The organism is Nitrososphaerota archaeon (assembly GCA_027887005.1).
GTDB lineage: Archaea > Thermoproteota > Nitrososphaeria > Nitrososphaerales > Gagatemarchaeaceae > UBA183.
Map to the genome: position 1 here is coordinate 1 of JAPCJI010000006.1, position 16,591 is coordinate 16,591.

Genomic DNA, 16,591 nt, shown 5'->3' on the forward strand with positions numbered 1-16,591 from the left:
GACTCTATCGGACGTGTATTCTGCAGTGACCGGCGCCGTGGGAGCCCTGAAGGGTCCCCTCCATGGGGGAGCGAACGAGAAGGTAATCGAGATGACCATGGAGATTGGGAATCCCGAAAACGCCGAGTCCTACGTCGACGCCCTCCTCGCCAAGAGACAGAAGATTACTGGCTTCGGTCACAGGGTCTACAAGACCATGGACCCCAGGGCCCGGATTCTGAAGGACATGGCCCAAAAGTTCATTCGCAGCGAGAAGGAGAAGAAGGTGTTCCAGATCCTCGAAAAGACCGAGGAGATGATGCTGACCTGGAAGAACCTCTACCCTAACGTCGACCTCTACTCCGGGCTGGTGCTCAACCGCGTGGGGATCCCGAGCTACCTCTTCACCCCCGTATTCGCAGTCGGGAGGTCCCCCGGCTGGCTCGCCCACATCCTGGAGCAGTACTCTGACAACCGAATAATCAGGCCGAGGGCAGACTACATCGGCCCCCCGAGGACACAGTACGTCCCAATCGAGAAGCGCTCCTCCACGCCCGTGAGCAAGCGATGAGGGTAGAGGCTCTCGTCAGGCGGACTCCGGTCACCATAAGCGCCAACGCGACCATCAAGCAGGCGGCCGAGGTCTTCGCGCGCGAGAAGATAGGGCTCCTCGTCGTCGCCTCCTCAGTCAGCCCCGTCAAGGCGGAAGCTGTCATCTCCGAGAGGGACGTCGTCCGGGCCGTGGCCAAGGGGACTCTGCTAAGCGGCCTCCTCGAGTCCATCTCGAGCAAGAAGCTCGTCAGCGTCAAGCGCTCAGACCGCCCGTCGAAGGCGGTGAAGCTGATGATGGAGAAGGGCATCCGCCACCTCGTGGTGGAGAACGACGACGGGACGCTCTTCGGTGTCCTCTCCATCCGCGACTTCTTCAGGGAGAACAAACTCTTGCAGAGCTTCCTGAAGGACGAAGCCGAGGACGTCCACGGCATAGACTGAGAGTCCCTCCTGTCTTCGTTTCGTGAAACGATTCATCATCAATCTTAAATAGCGTAAAACGTTCCGAAGCTCTCGTCATGGCCCTCTTTGGCGACCTGGGCTCAGTCTTCATCATGGGACTCGTCGGAGTAGTCTTCACCCTGCCGGTAGTCATCGCCCCCCGACTCCTCGCCCCGAGGCGCCCCAACCCCATCAAGAACGCGCCCTTCGAGTGCGGCCAGGTCCCGGTAGGTTCAGGCAAGGCGCACTTCATGATGCAGTACTACGCCTATCTTCTGATGTTCATAGTCTTCGACGTCCTTTCGATGTTCCTCTACGCCTGGGCCGCGGCCTACAAGCCCATGGCCCTCGGCCTGTCGTCCGACTGGATGCTCACGCTCTTCATGGGCCTCGTCTTCGTCCCCATGGGCTTCGCCCTGGTCCTGGCCGGAAGGCGCGAGATATGGTGACCGTCCAAAAGTCCGGTGCCCTCCAGGTCCTGGTCGGGAAGTTCGACGGCATCCTCCAGTACTCTGTGGGAGACCCCCTCCGATACCTCGCCAACTGGGGGCGCCTCTACTCCCTCTGGCCCGTCCACCTCGAGACCGCTTGCTGCTCCGTGGAAGTGGGCGCCGCCGCAGGGTCACGCTTCGACATGGAGCGCTTCGGAGCCCTGGAGGCCTTCGGCTCCCTCCGCGCCTGCGACCTAATCATAGTGATGGGCACCGTCACACGCAAGCTCGCTCCCCGGCTCAAGATGATCTACGACCAGATGGCCGAGCCAAAGTGGGTCATCGCCATGGGCGCGTGCTCGATCACCGGCGGACTCTACTTCGATTCCTACAACGTCCTCCGGGGCATCGACGACATAATCCCGGTCGACGTCTACGTCCCCGGCTGTCCCCCCAGGGCTGAGGCCCTCCTCCAGGGAATCGTTCTCCTCCAGGAAAAGATCCGGAAAGCTCCCAGCCTTAGTGGTGCGTGACCCCGGGATGAGCAAGCCGACTCCAGGGACCCAACAACCTGCGAAGCCCGCAGCACCCACTGCTGCCGCCCCTCCCTCTCCCCCTAGCCAGCCGAAGCCCGAACCCGCCCGTGCGAAGAAGCTCGCCTCGACCATCACCGCGCAGTTCCCAGACGCGAAGGTCGACTACCTTCGGGAGAAGCGGCTCAAGGTCACAGTCTCAAGCGCTACGATCAAAGCGGTCGCTACCATGGTTAGAGACGACCTCGGCTTCGACCACCCCAGCGCCGTTAGCGGGGTCGACTGGATCGCCAAGAATGAGATCGAGATAATCTACTTCATCGGCTCCCTCACCAGAGAAGGGCTCAGGGACTTCGTCCTCGCCATCGCCGAAAGGGTGCCCCGCGCGTCCCCGGTCGCTCCTTCCCTAATCGACGTCTGGACGGGGGTCGAATACCACGAGCGTGAGAGCCAGGAGATGCTCGGCATCGACTTCAAGGGGAACCCCTTCAAGGGCCACTTCCTCCTTCCCGAGGACTGGAACGACATGCCCCCACTGAGGAAGGACTACGTGTCTCCGGGGAGATAGCCATGACAATCCAGACAGAATACGACCCGGATTCGGACAGGATAATGGCCGTCTCCTTCGGCCCCCAGCACCCTGGGGCGGGGCACTTCAGAATCAAGCTCTGGCTCGACGGCGACTACCTGGTCCGGTCCGAGCCCGACCCTGGCTACATCCACCGGGGCGAGGAGAAAATGAGCGAATACCGGAACTATATCCAGAACGTCCCGCACCTGGAACGCCCGGTCATCCTAGACAGCTGCGGCATCCTCTTCCCCTACGCCCTGGCGGTGGACGAGCTGATGAACAACAAGATCCCCGACCGCGGCCAGTACCTCAGGGTCATAATGGCCGAGATGAACCGCATCATCTCCCACATGTACTTCATCGCCATCGAGGGGCTGTTCACCGGCCACACCACGATGATCACCTGGTGCATGGGGGACAGAGACTTCTGGATCGACCTGGCCGAAAGGATCGGAGGCGCCAGGGTAACCTTCGCCTACATCATCCCCGGGGGAGTCAGAAACGACATGCCGGCAGGGCTCACTGAGAAGGCCCTGGACACCTGCGACTGGTTCGAAAAGCGCATGGACGAGTACGAGAAGATATTCTTCAAGAACCCCATGGTCCTCACCAGGATGCGGAGGGTCGGGGTCCTCTCAAAGGAGGACGCAATCCGCCTCGGCGCCGTTGGCACGGTCCTGCGCGCCTCCGGGGTAAAGATGGACGTCAGGAAGGACGAGCCCTACAGCCACTACGAAGATTTCGACTTCGAAGTCCCGTCCCTCGACGGCGGCGACGCCTGGTCCAGGGCGTACATGGCCCTCCTCGAGATGAGGCAGAGCGTGAAGATAATCAGGCAGGCCTTCAAGAACATCCCTCAGGGCCCTGTCCGGCTCAAGCTTGGCCCCCAGCCCAGGGTCCCAGCCGGGGAGGTCTACGCGCGCACCGAGGCCGCAAGGGGCGAGATGAGCTACCACCTGATATCCGACGGTTCCCCGAGGCCGTACCGCCTGAAGATTGGGAGCCCCAGCTTCAAGAATCTCAGGGTACTCCCCCACCTTCTGAGGAACGTCCATGTGGCAGACATTCCAATAATCTATTGGAGTTTGAATTATTGGCCGCTCGAAGCGGATAGGTAGGTCCGCTCAGCGCCAACTCTGTACATAGAATCATCTTTCCGAACTTTATTACCCTCGACTCTCGCCATCGCCTCCCAATGGCCAATACAGAAGGCCCGCATAGCTTCGGGAAGCTCAAGCTCCTCGTTGGGGAGGGTTGGGTCGACTCGCAGACTCAGGAAGTTCACGAGGTCTTCAACCCGGCGGAAGGCAGGCCGATAGCCGAAGTCCCCTTCAGCACGAAGGAGGAGGTCGGCTCGGCCGTTTTGGCAGCGGAAGTGGCTTTCGAATCCTGGAGGTACGTCCCGATAGGAGAAAGAGCGCAGTACCTCTTCAAGCTCAAGCAGATTATGGAAGCGAACGCCGAAGAGCTCGCCCACCTCAACACTCTCAACCACGGCAAGACGCTGGCCGAAAGTCGGGGGGACGTCAGGAGGACCATCGAGAACGTCGAGGCTGCGATTTCGGTGGCCTACACCCTGGCAAAGGGGTCAAGTCTAGACCAGATTTCCCGGGGAGTGGACACGCAGGTCTCCAAGGAGCCTCTTGGCGTATTCGGAATCATCTGCCCGTTCAACTTCCCTTTGATGATTCCATTCTGGTTCCTGCCCTACGCTATAGTCCTCGGTGATACAGTAGTCGTCAAACCCAGCGACGTGACCCCAGTCCCAATGCAACGGGTCGCCGAGCTCCTCCGCGACGAGGTGAAGCTCCCGCCCGGCGTGTTCAACATGGTCCACGGAGGCGCTGACGTCGTCGAATCCCTCATCAAGAACCCAGGCGTCAAGGGAGTCACTTTCGTCGGCTCGACCCCCGTCGCGCAGAGGGTCTACCGTCTGACGGGGGAGGCAGGCAAGCGCGCCATCGCGAATGGCGGTGCCAAGAACACCATAGTGGTCACCCCCGGGGCTGACCTCGACAAGGCGGTCCCCGCGATAGTCTCATCTTTCTTCGGCAACACAGGCCAAAGATGCCTGGCCGGGGCAAACCTCATGGCTGTAGGTGATGTGGCTGGCCCCCTCCTCGACAAGTTCTCTCGGTCAGCATCCGCCCTCAGGGTCGGAAGCGGAATGCTTCCTGAGACAGAAATGGGACCTGTGGTTTCAAGGGCCTCGAAACAAAGAATCGAAGGAATGCTCCAAAAGGGAATCGACGAGGGAGCCAGGCTCATGACCGACGGGAGGCGTGTGTCAGTAGACGGGTACCCAGACGGATACTTCCTCGGCGCCACAGTCTTCACCGGCGTCTCTCCTGAAATGAGCATCGCGAGGGAGGAGATCTTCGGCCCAGTCGCAAGCTCTATGCACGCCGGGAGCCTTGACGAGGCGATGGAGGCGATAAACAAAGGTACCAAGTTCGGGAACATGGCGAGCATCTTCACAACAAAGGGAGCAGAGGCCAGGGAATTCCGCCGAAGGGTAAAGGCGGGCAACATCGGAATCAACATCGGAGTAGCGGCCCCCTCGGCTTACTTCCCGTTCGGAGGGATGAGGGACTCCTTCTTCGGGACGCTTCACCCCCAGATGGACTCGGTCGACTTCTTCACGGACAGGAAGGTCACAATCTCGCGCTGGTAGGGCCTACTTCGTCGAAAGGTGAGTCTGGCCCATCGGCATCTCCTTGTAGTCCGGATGGAGCTCGACCGAAAGATTCCTCTCGCGGGGGTCAGCGCTGATGATCCAGACGAACTTCATCCCCACCCCCGGGGTGGCCACGTTCGGATGGTATCCCCTTTCGAAGAGGACTGCGTCACCCTCCCTTACAACGTATGCCTCGTCCTCCTCTGCGGCCACTATCTGGACACCGAACCTAGCCCCCATGCCGTAGTAGACGTAGACCTCAGGCTTCCCGTCGTGCTTGTGGGGCGGAAAGCTCGTCCAGTTCCCGGCGTCGCCTTCCACGAATCCTACGATGAGCCTGTTCGCCGGTTCCTTCTCGCCGATGGAAGTATAGATGTGTCTCCGGTAGGACTCGGCGCCTGAGACAACGGGCTTCACATCCGCGAATCGTCGCACGTACTGAGCGAACCTCTCCGTCCCGGGGGCCCTCGCCCATATCACGTCAGCCTGCGCGTCCGCCTCCAAACTGAACACCGACCCCAAAGGCAGGTAGCACACGTCCTTCTCCCCGAGCTCAAGGAGCTGGCCCTGGTCAGTCCTGACCCTGACCGACCCGGCCACAGGCGTAACCACAGATTCGGAACCCTCCCCCTTCAACCCTGCCACCCTCAGAACCTTCCTCATACGCAGACGGCTGACGCTCATGGCTGGTATGGAGCACAGCGTCTCGAATGCGTCCGTTTCTCCCGTGTTCCTGTGGAACAATCTTGATTGCTCCTCTTGGAAAGCGGCCCACGGTATTTAGCGTTTGGAAGGTCCAGACCTTGGGTCGAACGAGTATCCGTTCTTCGCCAGGAATCTTTGCACTTCGACTTCCTTGGGCATGGACTCCGAGCACGCGTGCCCGGTCACGACAATCGCACCCACCGCGTTCCCAAACACAGCCGATTCGAGGGGCCCCCAGCCTCGAATGTACCCTGCCAGGAATCCCGCAATGAACCCGTCTCCTCCGCCCAGCCCCTTAAGCAGCGGGACCCTGAACCCGGGAGCCCTTTCCTTCCTTCCTCCAGCCACCACCTCGGACCCATTCTCACCATGCGTGACCACCAGGAGCTTATCCCTCCCGCCAGCGATCGAGGCCATGGCGTCCGTCAGTGATTTTCGCCCCGTGGCCGCGAGGTACTCCCCCTCGTTCCCGATTACGATGCCAGACAGGGCGAGCATCTTCGCATACCTCGCGATCCTGACGGCCGGAGTTGACTTCCAGAGCGACGGCCTCCAGTCGAGGTTGAAGGCAACGGTCTTCCCGAGCTTCCCCGCCTCGGCGGCTGCGTAGAGGTTCGTCCCCATGGATGGCTCGGCGCTGAGGCCCGTGCCCGTCACGAGGAGCACCTTTGCGTCGGCAAGGAGGGTCCGAGGGGCATCGGTCCTGGTCACGTGGAGGTCGGCGGCGTTCTCCCTGTAGAAGACGAACTTTCCGTCCCTTCCGGGTGCCACTTCGGCGAAGACCACGCCCGTCTTCCTTCGCGGGTCTCTCCTGATGTGGCTGACATCGACTCCCTCCTGAGAGAGGAAGCCCAACACGAAGGCGCCGATCTCGTCGTCGCTGACCCGGGTGACAAGGGCGCACTTCAGCCCGAGGCGGGCTCCCCCGACCACGGTGTTGGCCGCCGTTCCCCCGACGTACTTCGCGAAATGTCTGACCTTCTCCAGGGGGACGCCGTAGTCAAGGGAATACAAGTCGAGCCCCGCCCTCCCAATGGCCACCAGGTCGAGCGTCGCTATCAGCTCCTAGGCGTAGGGGGAAGGGATGTCCCAGTAGCCGTAGGCCTTGGTCCCGCTCTTCGGGAAGTTCCTCTCCACCGCGGCCTCGACGACGTGCGTCCCCCCGGAGCCCGTGGCTTCCCTCAAGGCCTTCCTGAACTCTCCTGGAGTCGATGCGAGCTGATAGCCAGCTCCATACCCCCCTGAAATCTTCTCGAAATCGACCGCATACTCCGCGCCGTCCTTCTTCCTGAATTCCGTGCCGACGAGCCGCTTCCTGAACGACCTGATCTGAAGGTCTCGAATGGAGATCCATCCCCGGTTGTTCAGGACCACAACCACAAGGGGAATCTGAAGCTGGACGGCCGTCGAAAGCTCGACGTTGTTCATCATGAAGGAGCCGTCTCCCTCCACTGCGACCACCGGTGTCTTCGGCTGGGCCAGCTTCGCTCCTATGGCGGCCGGGAGGGCGAATCCCATGGTGGAGAAGCCCCCGGAACTCAGAAACGTGCGCGGCCGATACGACACCCACTGCTGGGACATTATCTCCTGGGGAAGGCCTGCGCTGACAGTCACGATCGTGCTCCTCGGAAGGTTCTCTCGCATCAACGCAACGACGTTCGGGATTCCCATGGGTGCCTCCTTCCGGAGCTTCTGCACCTCCTCATGCCACGCGTCCTTCAGCTCCTTGACCCTCCTAACCCAGGCCGATGTCCGGGTTCCCTTGCGTTTCCCTACTGACTTCATTGCCTCCAGCAGGTCCCCGAGGCCTGCCCTGGCGTCCGCGACCATACCCACCGCGGTCGGGTAGTTCTTGCCAAGCTCGTGCTGGTCGATGTCGATGTGGACTAACTTCGTCGGCGGAATCCTGAAGGTCACTCCCCTGGCGTAGGAGCTGGTCGTCTCGTCGGTGAAGGTCGCCCCGACTGCGAGGAGGACGTCCGCGTTCTTGGCCACCTCGTTGGAGACCGCGTTTCCGATGTTCCCAGGATGGAAAGCATAGAGCTCATGGTCCTCGGGGAACCCCCCCTTCGAATCCCCCCTGAAGGTGCAAAGGACGGGTGCTGCGAGGAACTCGGCCACCCGGACCGCTTCCTTGCCTGCGTCCGACATGACGACCCCTCCTCCCAAAAGGATCACGGGCCTTTCTGCAGCCAGGAGGAGCCTTGCGGCGGCCGTGACCTTCTCCGAATCAGGTCTGACCCGCCCGTCCGAGAGGTGAAGCTGCGGGCTAGGCACTTCCGCGTCCGTCCTCTCCACCTGGACATCCATGGGCAGGTCCACCAGCACCGGCCCAGGCCTTCCCCCGAGCGCGGTCCTCATTGCGTCGGGGAGAACCCTGGGGAGCTGGGAGGCGCTGGTGACCGTCCAGGAGGCCTTGACAAGATGGTTCATGGCGTTGGCGTAGTCCACCCAGTGGCGCCGTTCGATCTCCTGGAAGATCCCCCTGCCGAAAAGGTATGTCTGAATCTGGCCAGTGAAGGCGAGGAAAGTGGAGGAATCGACATAGGCGGTGGCCATGGCGGTCGCGAGGTTCGTCGCCCCGGGCCCCACCGAAGTCGTGACGGCAGCCGGGACACGCCTGTTCGCCCTGAAGTATCCGTCGGCCATGTGGCCGCCCCACTGCTCGTGCTTCATCGCCACAATGTTCAGCCGCGGAGCCATGTCCCGGGCGGCGTCGAAGAGCGAAACGTTGCCATGGCCGGGGATCCCGAAAAGATACCTCACGCCCGCCTTCCTCAGGAACTCCGCAACGAACTGGGCACCGTTGCGGGAGGCGGGACGCATCGTCGCGGCGATCCTTCTCAGGCTATTTTAATCGTTGGCGCTGAAGAGGTCGGCGTCCTTCCCCACCCACCTGCCCATGACTGCTTCTGCTTTCTTTGCCCCCAGTCCGCCGTGGACGATGGCCTCTATGGCCCGCGCCAGAGGAAGTGGGTCGTCGCCGGGAGGGTAGAGAAGGTTCCTCCCGAGCAGGACCCCCCTTACGTTCGGGCCAGCCTTCATGGCATATTCTATTTCGCGGAGGAGCCCTGTCACGTCGTCTCCCGCTTCCCCACCGAGGAGGAGAATGGGAAGGGTGGTTGAGCCCGCGACCTTGTCGAAGCCCTCGCAGTAGGGGAGCTTCAGCCAGACTCCGGACGAGGAGTTCCCGAGCCCGCTGACCACGCCGACGAGCTTCTGAAGCTTCCCCGCGTCCCTTTCAAGTTCCACCTTCCCGCCAGAGTTCTTCACAGGGAGCGGCTCCACAAAGATTGGAATCCTCCTCGCGACGCATTCGCGGACCAGCTGGACACAGTACCCCAGAGCGGCTGCCGAGTCGCGACTCTCAGGGTCGAACCTAAGGAGGAACTTTGCCCCGTCCAGCCGCATCTCCACGATTCCGTCGACGTCGTACCCTGTGACTCTGTCGTCAAGCTCGAACGCAGATCCGGCTACTCCGCCGCGGTTGACGCTGCCTATGACCAGCTTACCGTCCATGAACCGACGCCCCTTTGAGAAGTGCTGGATCAGGTTCATTTCATCGAAAACGTCTGCTGTCGCGAGGAGCCCGTCGAAGGTGGAGCAGGCCATGACCCTCAGGACCCTGGAGAGGAACTCATGCCTGTCGGCCATCCTCAGCTGGTCTTCCCTGATCCGGGTCACCATCCGGCCAGGATGGTCCGCCGCCAGCAGAGTCAGCTTCCCGTCCTTGGTAAGTGCGCGCCTCCTGACCCTCTTTGACGCGAGCCTGATTGGGAGTCCAGGGTCGCCCACCCTCGAATCCGCAGCTCGGGCGTAGAGCTCCTGGGGGAGGAACTCAAGAGCAGCGAACCGTGTTCCACGCACCTTCTCCCGACCTCCGGAGGGGCTTTAGAACTTAGCGGGTTGTCGAGCCGTGTTTCATGCAAACTCCCCTATCTGGCGAACAATCCTTTTCTATGCGGGTGGGGCCTCGGCTGGCTCTGTGAACCTGCTTAGGTTCGTCCTGAGGCGCCTCGGATTCGCAGTCTTCGTCCTCTTCTCCGTCCTCACCCTGACGTTCGCACTGTCGCACCTCATACCCGGAAACGTGCTGCAGGCGTGGCTGGGGAAGGCGGCCGCCCTCTACCCGAACCTCGCCCAGGCCTACGCCCAGAAGTACCACCTCAACGACCCGGTCATCGTCCAGTACTTCTACTACCTTGCCGGAATGCTCCAGGGTAATCTCGGGATCTCCCCGTCTAGGGGGTTCGTCCCGGTCTCGACTGTAATCGTCCAGACGCTCCCTCTGACCCTGCAGATAGTCTTCTTCTCGTTCATCCTCTGTGTCGTCATTGGGCTCGTCCTGGGGGTCCTGGCGGCGAGGTATCACTCCACCTGGGTCGACAAGCTGATACGGATCGTCTACCTCGGGGGATATTCATCGCCGCCATACTTCATCGGGATCTTGATTCTCGTCCTAGGGTCCCTGTACCTGCGCTTGCTTCCGACGGGACAGGCCTACGATCCCCTGCTCGTCACGCCCCCGTCCGCGATAACAGGGTTCCCGCTCTTCGACTCCCTCCTCGAGGGCAACTTCGCCTTCTTCGAGAACGGTTTCATCCACCTGATTCTCCCAAGCCTGACCCTCGCCCTCGTGACCTTCGGCGTGATCACCCGAGTCACCAGGAGCTCTCTTCTGGAGGTGATGCAGACAGATTACATCAGGACTGCCAGGTCCAAGGGCCTTGACGAGAACTCGATCTTCTATCGCCACGCCCTTCCCAACGCCTCGGTCTCGCTTATCACCGTCTCATCACTGGTGATGACCTTCCTTTTGACCGGGTCGGTCTTCGTCGAGTATCTCTTCAACTATCCTGGGATGGGCCAGTACGCCTTCTACGCCCTGCTCGGGCAGGACTACCCCGCGATCATGGCGACGGTCTTCGTCTTTGCGGCCCTGATTGTCACGACGAACCTGGTGGCCGACCTGCTGTACGCCTACGTCGACCCGGAGATTCGGCTTGGATAGCGTCACTCCGGCGAGGCGTTCGACGTCGTCATCACTCACTGCGGGCTTGCGTAGCGCGCTGAGAACTATGACCAGGAACAAAGAATCCATCGCCGGACTCGTCATCGTCCTCGCCTTCGTCGTCACGGCCGTCGTGGTCCAGGCTGCAAGCTTCCTGAACGTCCAGGTGACGCCCTACGCGCCCAACCCCCCACCCGACCAGGTCAGCGCCACCTTCCTCCCTCCTTCCATCGCTCATCTCTTCGGAACCGACAACCTCGGGAGGGACCTGTTCAGCCGGGTCGTCTCGGCGACCCCCTATGACTTCATGGTCGGCTTCATCGTGGTCGGGTCGGCTGTGCTCGTGGGCGCGCTCCTCGGCGGCTACGCGGGCCTTCGGGGAGGGATCCTCGACGAACTGCTGATGCGCTTCACTGATGTCTTCTTCGCCATGCCCGTCCTCCTGATCGCCATGGTGGTGGGGGCGATCCTTGGCGGGGGAATAACGAACATGATGATTGCCATGATGGTAGTGTGGTGGCCCCCCTATGCAAGACTCGCGAGAGGGGAGGCCCTGAAGGTGGCCCATCAGAACTACATCGAGGCAGCACGCCTCTCGGGACAGAAGCCCAGGCGGATGCTTCTGAGGCACGTCCTGCCCAACATCTCCGGGACGATGCTGGTCTACTCCACGCTGGACGTGGGCACCGTGATCCTCGTCTACTCCGGCCTGACCTTCCTTGGCCTCGGAAACAAGCCCCCGGCCCCCGACTGGGGACAGATGGTCGCCGCCTACCACGACTTCGCCCTGAGCGCCCCCTGGCTCGCAGTCATCCCTGGCCTCGTCATCTCGCTGGGCGTCGTCGGGTTCAGCCTCCTCGGGGACGGGATCAAGGAGACTCTGGGGGTCAGATAGGTTGGCAGAGCTCCTCGATATCCAGCGGCTGAGCGTCGAGTACGGCACCTCCAGGGGGTCGGTCCGCGCCCTAGAATCGGTCAGCGTCAAGGTGCGCGAAGAGGAATTCCTAGCCGTGGTGGGAGAGTCGGGGTGCGGAAAGACCACCCTCGGGCTTGCCATGATCGGCCTCCTGCCCCAGGGGAGCGCTCGGGTCACAGGGGGTTCGATGACCTACAAGGGGGTAGACCTCGCAAGCCTGACCATGGACCAGACGAAGAAGTACCGGGGGTCCGAGATCGCCATGATATTCCAGGAGCCCCTCACCAGCCTCAACCCGCTGCGCCGGGTTGGGGAGCAGATAGCGGAAGCGATCGTCCTCCGCAAACAGAGGAAGGAGTCTGACCCCGCTCGGATGGGCCCGCCCAGGCTCCCTGGCCGGAAGTGGAAGCTCCCCGAGGGACTGAAGTCCGAGGTGGAGCAGATGCTGAACCTGGTCAGGATTCCAGACCCCGAACACATCGTAGAGCGATATCCCTTCGAACTCTCCGGGGGGATGCGCCAGCGCGTGATGATCGCCATGGCGCTGTCCCAGCAGCCGGCGCTTCTGATAGCCGACGAACCAACCACCGCCCTGGACGTGACTACCCAGGCCCAGGTCCTGAAGCTGATGAAGGAGATAAGGGACAAGCTCGGGACCACGATTCTGCTTGTCACCCATGACCTCGCTGTCGCAAGCCAGGTCGCCGACAGGGTGATAGTGATGTACGCTGGTCAGATTGTCGAGGACGCAGAGGTCCACGACATATTCGCCAAGCCCCGCCACCCTTACACCCAGGGGCTCCTGGCGTGCATCCCAAGCGGTACGCGCGAGGGGAAGCAGCTGGTTCCAATCAAGGGCACCATACCTGACCTCATCACGGCGAGTAACTCGTGCAGGTTCCAGCCGAGGTGCCCCTACGCAATGGACGTCTGTGCGAAAAGAGAGCCTGAGCTGGCCGAAGTTGCCAAGGACCATCGGGTGTCGTGCTTCCTCTATGGCCAGTGAGGTTCTCCTCCGGACGGTCAGCCTGAAAAAGCACTTCAAGACGACCAGGGGCCTCAACCCCCTCTCAAGGTCCAAGGAAAGGGTCGTGAAGGCCGTCGACGGAGTCTCCCTATCCATCGAGCAGGGCAAGACTTTGGCCGTCGTCGGCGAGTCCGGCTGCGGGAAGACGACCCTTGCCCGGACCCTGGCTCTGCTCGTCGAGCCGACGGGAGGCGAGATACACTTCGACGGTCAAAGGATTGACGGAAAGGGGGTCAACAGGAGAGAAGTGTACAGGAAGCTCCAGATGGTCTTCCAGGACCCCGACTCGTCTCTCGACCCGCGCATGAAGATCGCAGATTCCATCGCCGAGCCGCTGCGCGGACTCACGAACCTGAAGCCCGCCGAACTGAGGGCGGCCGCTTCAGCGAGCCTCGCCGCGGTCGGACTTTCCGAGGACTTCGCCGACAGGCTTCCCAGACAGCTCAGCGGAGGGCAGAAGCAGAGAGTCGCGATCGCCAGGGCAATCTCGACGCGCCCCAAGCTCCTGATTCTTGACGAGCCCACCAGCGCCCTCGACGCGTCCGTCCAGGCGCAGATTCTGAACCTGCTCGTAGACCTGCAGAAGAAGTTCTCCCTGTCCTACATGCTGATCACCCACAACATCGCCGTAGCCGCGTACCTCTCCGACATGATCGCGGTCATGTACGCCGGGAATCTCGCAGAGTACGGGCCGAGCTCCGTGGTTCTCCAGAAGCCAAGGCATCCCTACACACTGACGCTCATGAAGTCGGCCCCCATGCCAGACCCCTGGAAGAGAACACTGCTGCACATCGAGATTTCAGGAGAGGTCCCCAGCGCGATCAACCCGCCGTCGGGGTGCAAGTTCCACGTGCGCTGTCCCTACGCGGAGTCAATCTGTTCGGTAACCGACCCTCCGCTTCGCGAGATCTCGGAAGACCGTTTTGTCGCCTGCCATTTTGTGGAGAAAACCGCCCAGGAATTAGGTCGTCCTCCAACCGATGACCCTAATCGCCACGCTTAAATAGCAATCTTGAAGGATTTGTGTAAGCAGATTGCAATTTTCTACTAGTTCCAGAGCTGCTGTCGGTCGCACAGTATTGGTCGGCGTCGTAGTAATCCTCATCTTACTTTCGGGGGGTGCCGCATACTTCCTGGGGTACTTCGGGACGGGGAGCAAGACGACGACCCCGACGACCACGACTACCACTACGAGTGGCATAACGAGGGACACCCTGACCATTGACGACGTATTCTGGCCCGCAGGGGACCTCAACCAGCTCAACGCCCTAGGCGAGATTCCGTACCCGAACTGGCTGACGTACACAGTCTACCAGCCGATGATTACGGTCGACCCGAACGCGCTTTACAACCAGGGGGCGCTGAACTACAAGCCGGCCCTTGCCGACGTCTGGACTCAGTCGTCGGACGGAAGGACCTACACCTTCCACCTGAGGCCCGGCGTCACCTTCTCGGACGGCAACCCGGTGAATGCCTACCAGGTTTGGGCCGAGATGTACGGATTCTACTACCTCTCCGGTAACAGCTCTTCGTTCCTCGAGTCGTACAACGTCTTCGACTTCTCAAACGTGCACTTCGGTCCGGCGACGATTCAAATGATCAACCAGACCGGCCTGATCAACCCATCCTCCTCGGTCATCACGATGATGCAGAACACTAATTGGCCGATCTATGTGACGAACTCGAGCACAATAGTGTTCCACCTGGCCGCGCCCTTCAACTTCTTCCCCGGAACTCTCATAGTCTACATCGGCCTAATCTTCGACACACAGTGGCTACTGGACCACGGCGGTTGGGGCACTCCGGCGCAATACAACACCTACTTCAACCAACACCCAATTCCGGGGACAGGGCCATACACCGTAACCCAGGTCCAAGAGAATGCATTCGTAAAGTTCCAGCAGAACTCCAACTACTGGGGCAATAGCCTGACAGCCGCACAGATCGCCGCCGACCCGTACCTCGACCCCGGGCACGCAAAGACAGTAGTTGTAAACGCCAACTTCGACGACGTTTCGAGGTTCACGGACCTCTCCACTGGCAAGGCCCAGATCGCAGGCATCCTGAGCCAAGACTACGGTCAGATAACCAGCAACCCGAGCACCTACGGGAACTTCCTGTTCCCAGACCACTCGGCCGTGTTCGTCGGAATCGCAATGAACACCCACAGGTCGCCAACGAACATCACCGCGGTCAGACAGGCGATTGTGAGGGCGATTAACTACACTGACATCTCGCAGAAGGTCTTCTTCGGAGGGCTTAGCCCCATGATTGGTCCCGAATACCCGGTATTCAGCCAGTTCTACGGCCTTGGAGGCGCTTCTCCGTACCAGTACAACCTGGCGGCAGCGCAGACCATACTCACAAACGCAGGCATCGACCCGCACAACCTTCCTGCCATGGAATTCAGGGTAGTCCAGGGCTGTGACTACTGCAACACAGCCGCCCAGATCGTACAGAGCGACCTGCAGCAGTTGGGCTTCAAGGTCAACATCATCGTGACCCCGTCCACGTCCTACGCCTACCCGCTTACGGGGGGCACGGAATCCTACTCTTCGGCTCTTAACGTCTCCCAGTCAATCTCCCAATTGACCTGGTTCGGAACTGGAACCTTCGCACCGGCAGCTGACACGCCCGCAGACAGTTGGCTCCTGTTCGTCAACAATCAGACTTCGTCGAACAACTGGGCCATCTACACGAACCCGACCGTCCAGAAATGCGTGAACGGATTCACCACCATATCGGATGCGACACAGCTCGTTAACCTCTGTACGGCGGCCTACAGCCAGGTATACACCGACGCGCCGTACATCTGGCTGGGGACGATCAAGCCCTTCTTCGGTGCAGGCTCCCTTGCCTGGCAGAAGAGCGTGGTCAGCGGCTTCTATGTGGACCCAGTGTTCAGCGGCCAGTCTTCCACCGCGGTCTTCAACACAGTGACGTTCAACAGCTAGGCTCGATTGGTCCGGACAGTCAGCAGGTTCTCCACAAATGAAACTATCATGTAGTGCCATAGCCTGGGGTCAGATCAAGGACGTTCCCACATTCCGGAGTGTCTGCCGCTCCATCAAGGACGCGGGGTACACCGGGGTCGGAATAGAGTACAACCTCCTTCCGGAAGAGATGATGAAGAAGCCCGAACTCGTCAGAGAGCTCGCAACCGAAGCCGGTCTTGCCGTCCCGTCGATGGCGATAAACGAGAACACCCCCTATCAGGCCGAGGCCGCGGCAAGGATGGGCGCCGAGTCGGGGTGGCTCTGCCTTTTCGAGAAAGACGCCGCCGGGGCAGCCGCGGTCACCCAGATGCACCTCAGGGAGTTCGGGAAGAGAGGACTCAAGGTCGCTCTTCACCCGCACGTGAGGAGCAACGTCGAATCAGATGCACAGCTCGACGACCTGATCGAGCGGTGCAGGCCGGCGACCGTGGACGTCTGCTTCGATTCGGCGCATCAGAAGGCGCTGAACATGGACCTCCCGAGGTTCATCCGGAAGTACAAGGACAGGATGGCCCTCATACACCTGAAAGACCTGAGGGCGATGGTCCCTCCGGAAAAGATAGACTACGACCACGACTTCGTGGACCTGGGGGAAGGGGTCGTAGACTTCCGCGCCGTGATGGACACCCTCAAGGAGGTCAAGTACGGAGGTTGGCTCATGCTCGAGGTCGACTTCGCCCACAAGATAACCGTGGAAGAGTCCGTCATGAAGAACTTCGAGTTCCTAAGCGGCCTTATGTAAGGCAGGACTG

At 61.0% G+C, this 16,591-nt stretch carries 17 protein-coding genes; 13 read left to right on the forward strand and 4 right to left on the reverse strand.

Annotated elements, in window-relative coordinates:
* The 7 genes from OK438_05510 to OK438_05540 all read left to right on the forward strand — a co-directional run.
* On the forward strand, positions 1 to 550 hold a 550-nt coding region (locus tag OK438_05510), incomplete at its 5' end, for a citrate synthase (protein MDA4124888.1).
* Entirely contained in the window at positions 547 to 972 is a 426-nt protein-coding gene (locus OK438_05515; GenBank protein ID MDA4124889.1) for a CBS domain-containing protein, read from the forward strand. The genes OK438_05510 and OK438_05515, both read left to right, overlap by 4 nt.
* Positions 973 to 1,049: 77 nt before the next feature.
* A complete protein-coding gene (locus tag OK438_05520) occupies positions 1,050 to 1,421 on the forward strand; it encodes an NADH-quinone oxidoreductase subunit A (protein MDA4124890.1) in 372 nt (123 codons plus the stop codon).
* Positions 1,415 to 1,936 carry an NADH-quinone oxidoreductase subunit NuoB gene (gene nuoB / locus OK438_05525; GenBank protein ID MDA4124891.1) on the forward strand — a complete coding sequence of 174 codons (522 nt, stop codon included), beginning with the start codon at positions 1,415 to 1,417 and terminating at the stop codon, positions 1,934 to 1,936. The genes OK438_05520 and nuoB overlap by 7 nt, the downstream gene beginning before the upstream one ends.
* Before the next feature lie 7 nt (positions 1,937 to 1,943).
* On the forward strand, positions 1,944 to 2,504 hold the full coding sequence (locus OK438_05530; GenBank protein MDA4124892.1) for an NADH-quinone oxidoreductase subunit C: 561 nt from the start codon (positions 1,944 to 1,946) through the stop codon (positions 2,502 to 2,504).
* A 2-nt stretch (positions 2,505 to 2,506) separates the two neighbouring features.
* Entirely contained in the window at positions 2,507 to 3,625 is a 1,119-nt protein-coding gene (locus tag OK438_05535; GenBank protein ID MDA4124893.1) for an NADH-quinone oxidoreductase subunit D, read from the forward strand.
* A gap of 77 nt (positions 3,626 to 3,702) precedes the next feature.
* Positions 3,703 to 5,181 carry a CoA-acylating methylmalonate-semialdehyde dehydrogenase gene (locus tag OK438_05540; GenBank protein ID MDA4124894.1) on the forward strand — a complete coding sequence of 493 codons (1,479 nt, stop codon included), beginning with the start codon at positions 3,703 to 3,705 and terminating at the stop codon, positions 5,179 to 5,181.
* 3 nt (positions 5,182 to 5,184) lie between these two features.
* Here the strand turns inward: OK438_05540 and OK438_05545 are convergent, their stop codons facing one another.
* From OK438_05545 to OK438_05560, 4 genes are read right to left on the reverse strand one after another with little or no spacing between them, the layout of a single operon-like run.
* On the reverse strand, positions 5,185 to 5,928 hold the full coding sequence (locus OK438_05545) for a 5-deoxy-glucuronate isomerase (GenBank protein MDA4124895.1): 744 nt from the start codon (positions 5,926 to 5,928) through the stop codon (positions 5,185 to 5,187).
* 36 nt (positions 5,929 to 5,964) lie between these two features.
* Entirely contained in the window at positions 5,965 to 6,930 is a 966-nt protein-coding gene (iolC, locus tag OK438_05550; protein MDA4124896.1) for a 5-dehydro-2-deoxygluconokinase, read from the reverse strand.
* A 24-nt stretch (positions 6,931 to 6,954) separates the two neighbouring features.
* The gene (locus OK438_05555) at positions 6,955 to 8,715 is read right to left on the reverse strand and encodes a thiamine pyrophosphate-binding protein (protein MDA4124897.1); all 1,761 of its coding nucleotides are present in this window, start codon (positions 8,713 to 8,715) and stop codon (positions 6,955 to 6,957) included.
* Between the two features lie 27 nt (positions 8,716 to 8,742).
* Positions 8,743 to 9,756, reverse strand: a complete 1,014-nt coding sequence (locus tag OK438_05560) for an aldolase (GenBank protein ID MDA4124898.1) — start codon at positions 9,754 to 9,756, stop codon at positions 8,743 to 8,745.
* A gap of 118 nt (positions 9,757 to 9,874) precedes the next feature.
* Here OK438_05560 and OK438_05565 point away from each other — a divergent pair, with 118 nt between their 5' ends.
* The 6 genes from OK438_05565 (at position 9,875) to OK438_05590 (ending at position 16,581) form a co-directional block, all read left to right on the forward strand.
* On the forward strand, positions 9,875 to 10,900 hold the full coding sequence (locus OK438_05565; protein ID MDA4124899.1) for an ABC transporter permease: 1,026 nt from the start codon (positions 9,875 to 9,877) through the stop codon (positions 10,898 to 10,900).
* 67 nt (positions 10,901 to 10,967) lie between these two features.
* Positions 10,968 to 11,795: an ABC transporter permease gene (locus OK438_05570; protein MDA4124900.1), complete on the forward strand. Its 828-nt coding sequence runs from the start codon at positions 10,968 to 10,970 to the stop codon at positions 11,793 to 11,795.
* 1 nt (position 11,796) lies between these two features.
* Positions 11,797 to 12,822: an ABC transporter ATP-binding protein gene (locus tag OK438_05575; GenBank protein ID MDA4124901.1), complete on the forward strand. Its 1,026-nt coding sequence runs from the start codon at positions 11,797 to 11,799 to the stop codon at positions 12,820 to 12,822.
* Positions 12,812 to 13,846 carry an ABC transporter ATP-binding protein gene (locus tag OK438_05580; protein ID MDA4124902.1) on the forward strand — a complete coding sequence of 345 codons (1,035 nt, stop codon included), beginning with the start codon at positions 12,812 to 12,814 and terminating at the stop codon, positions 13,844 to 13,846. Before OK438_05575 ends, OK438_05580 begins: the two co-directional genes overlap by 11 nt.
* Positions 13,847 to 13,877: 31 nt before the next feature.
* The gene (locus OK438_05585; protein ID MDA4124903.1) at positions 13,878 to 15,797 is read left to right on the forward strand and encodes an ABC transporter substrate-binding protein; all 1,920 of its coding nucleotides are present in this window, start codon (positions 13,878 to 13,880) and stop codon (positions 15,795 to 15,797) included.
* Positions 15,798 to 15,834: 37 nt separating this feature from the next.
* On the forward strand, positions 15,835 to 16,581 hold the full coding sequence (locus OK438_05590; protein ID MDA4124904.1) for a sugar phosphate isomerase/epimerase: 747 nt from the start codon (positions 15,835 to 15,837) through the stop codon (positions 16,579 to 16,581).
* Positions 16,582 to 16,591: the final 10 nt, after the last annotated feature.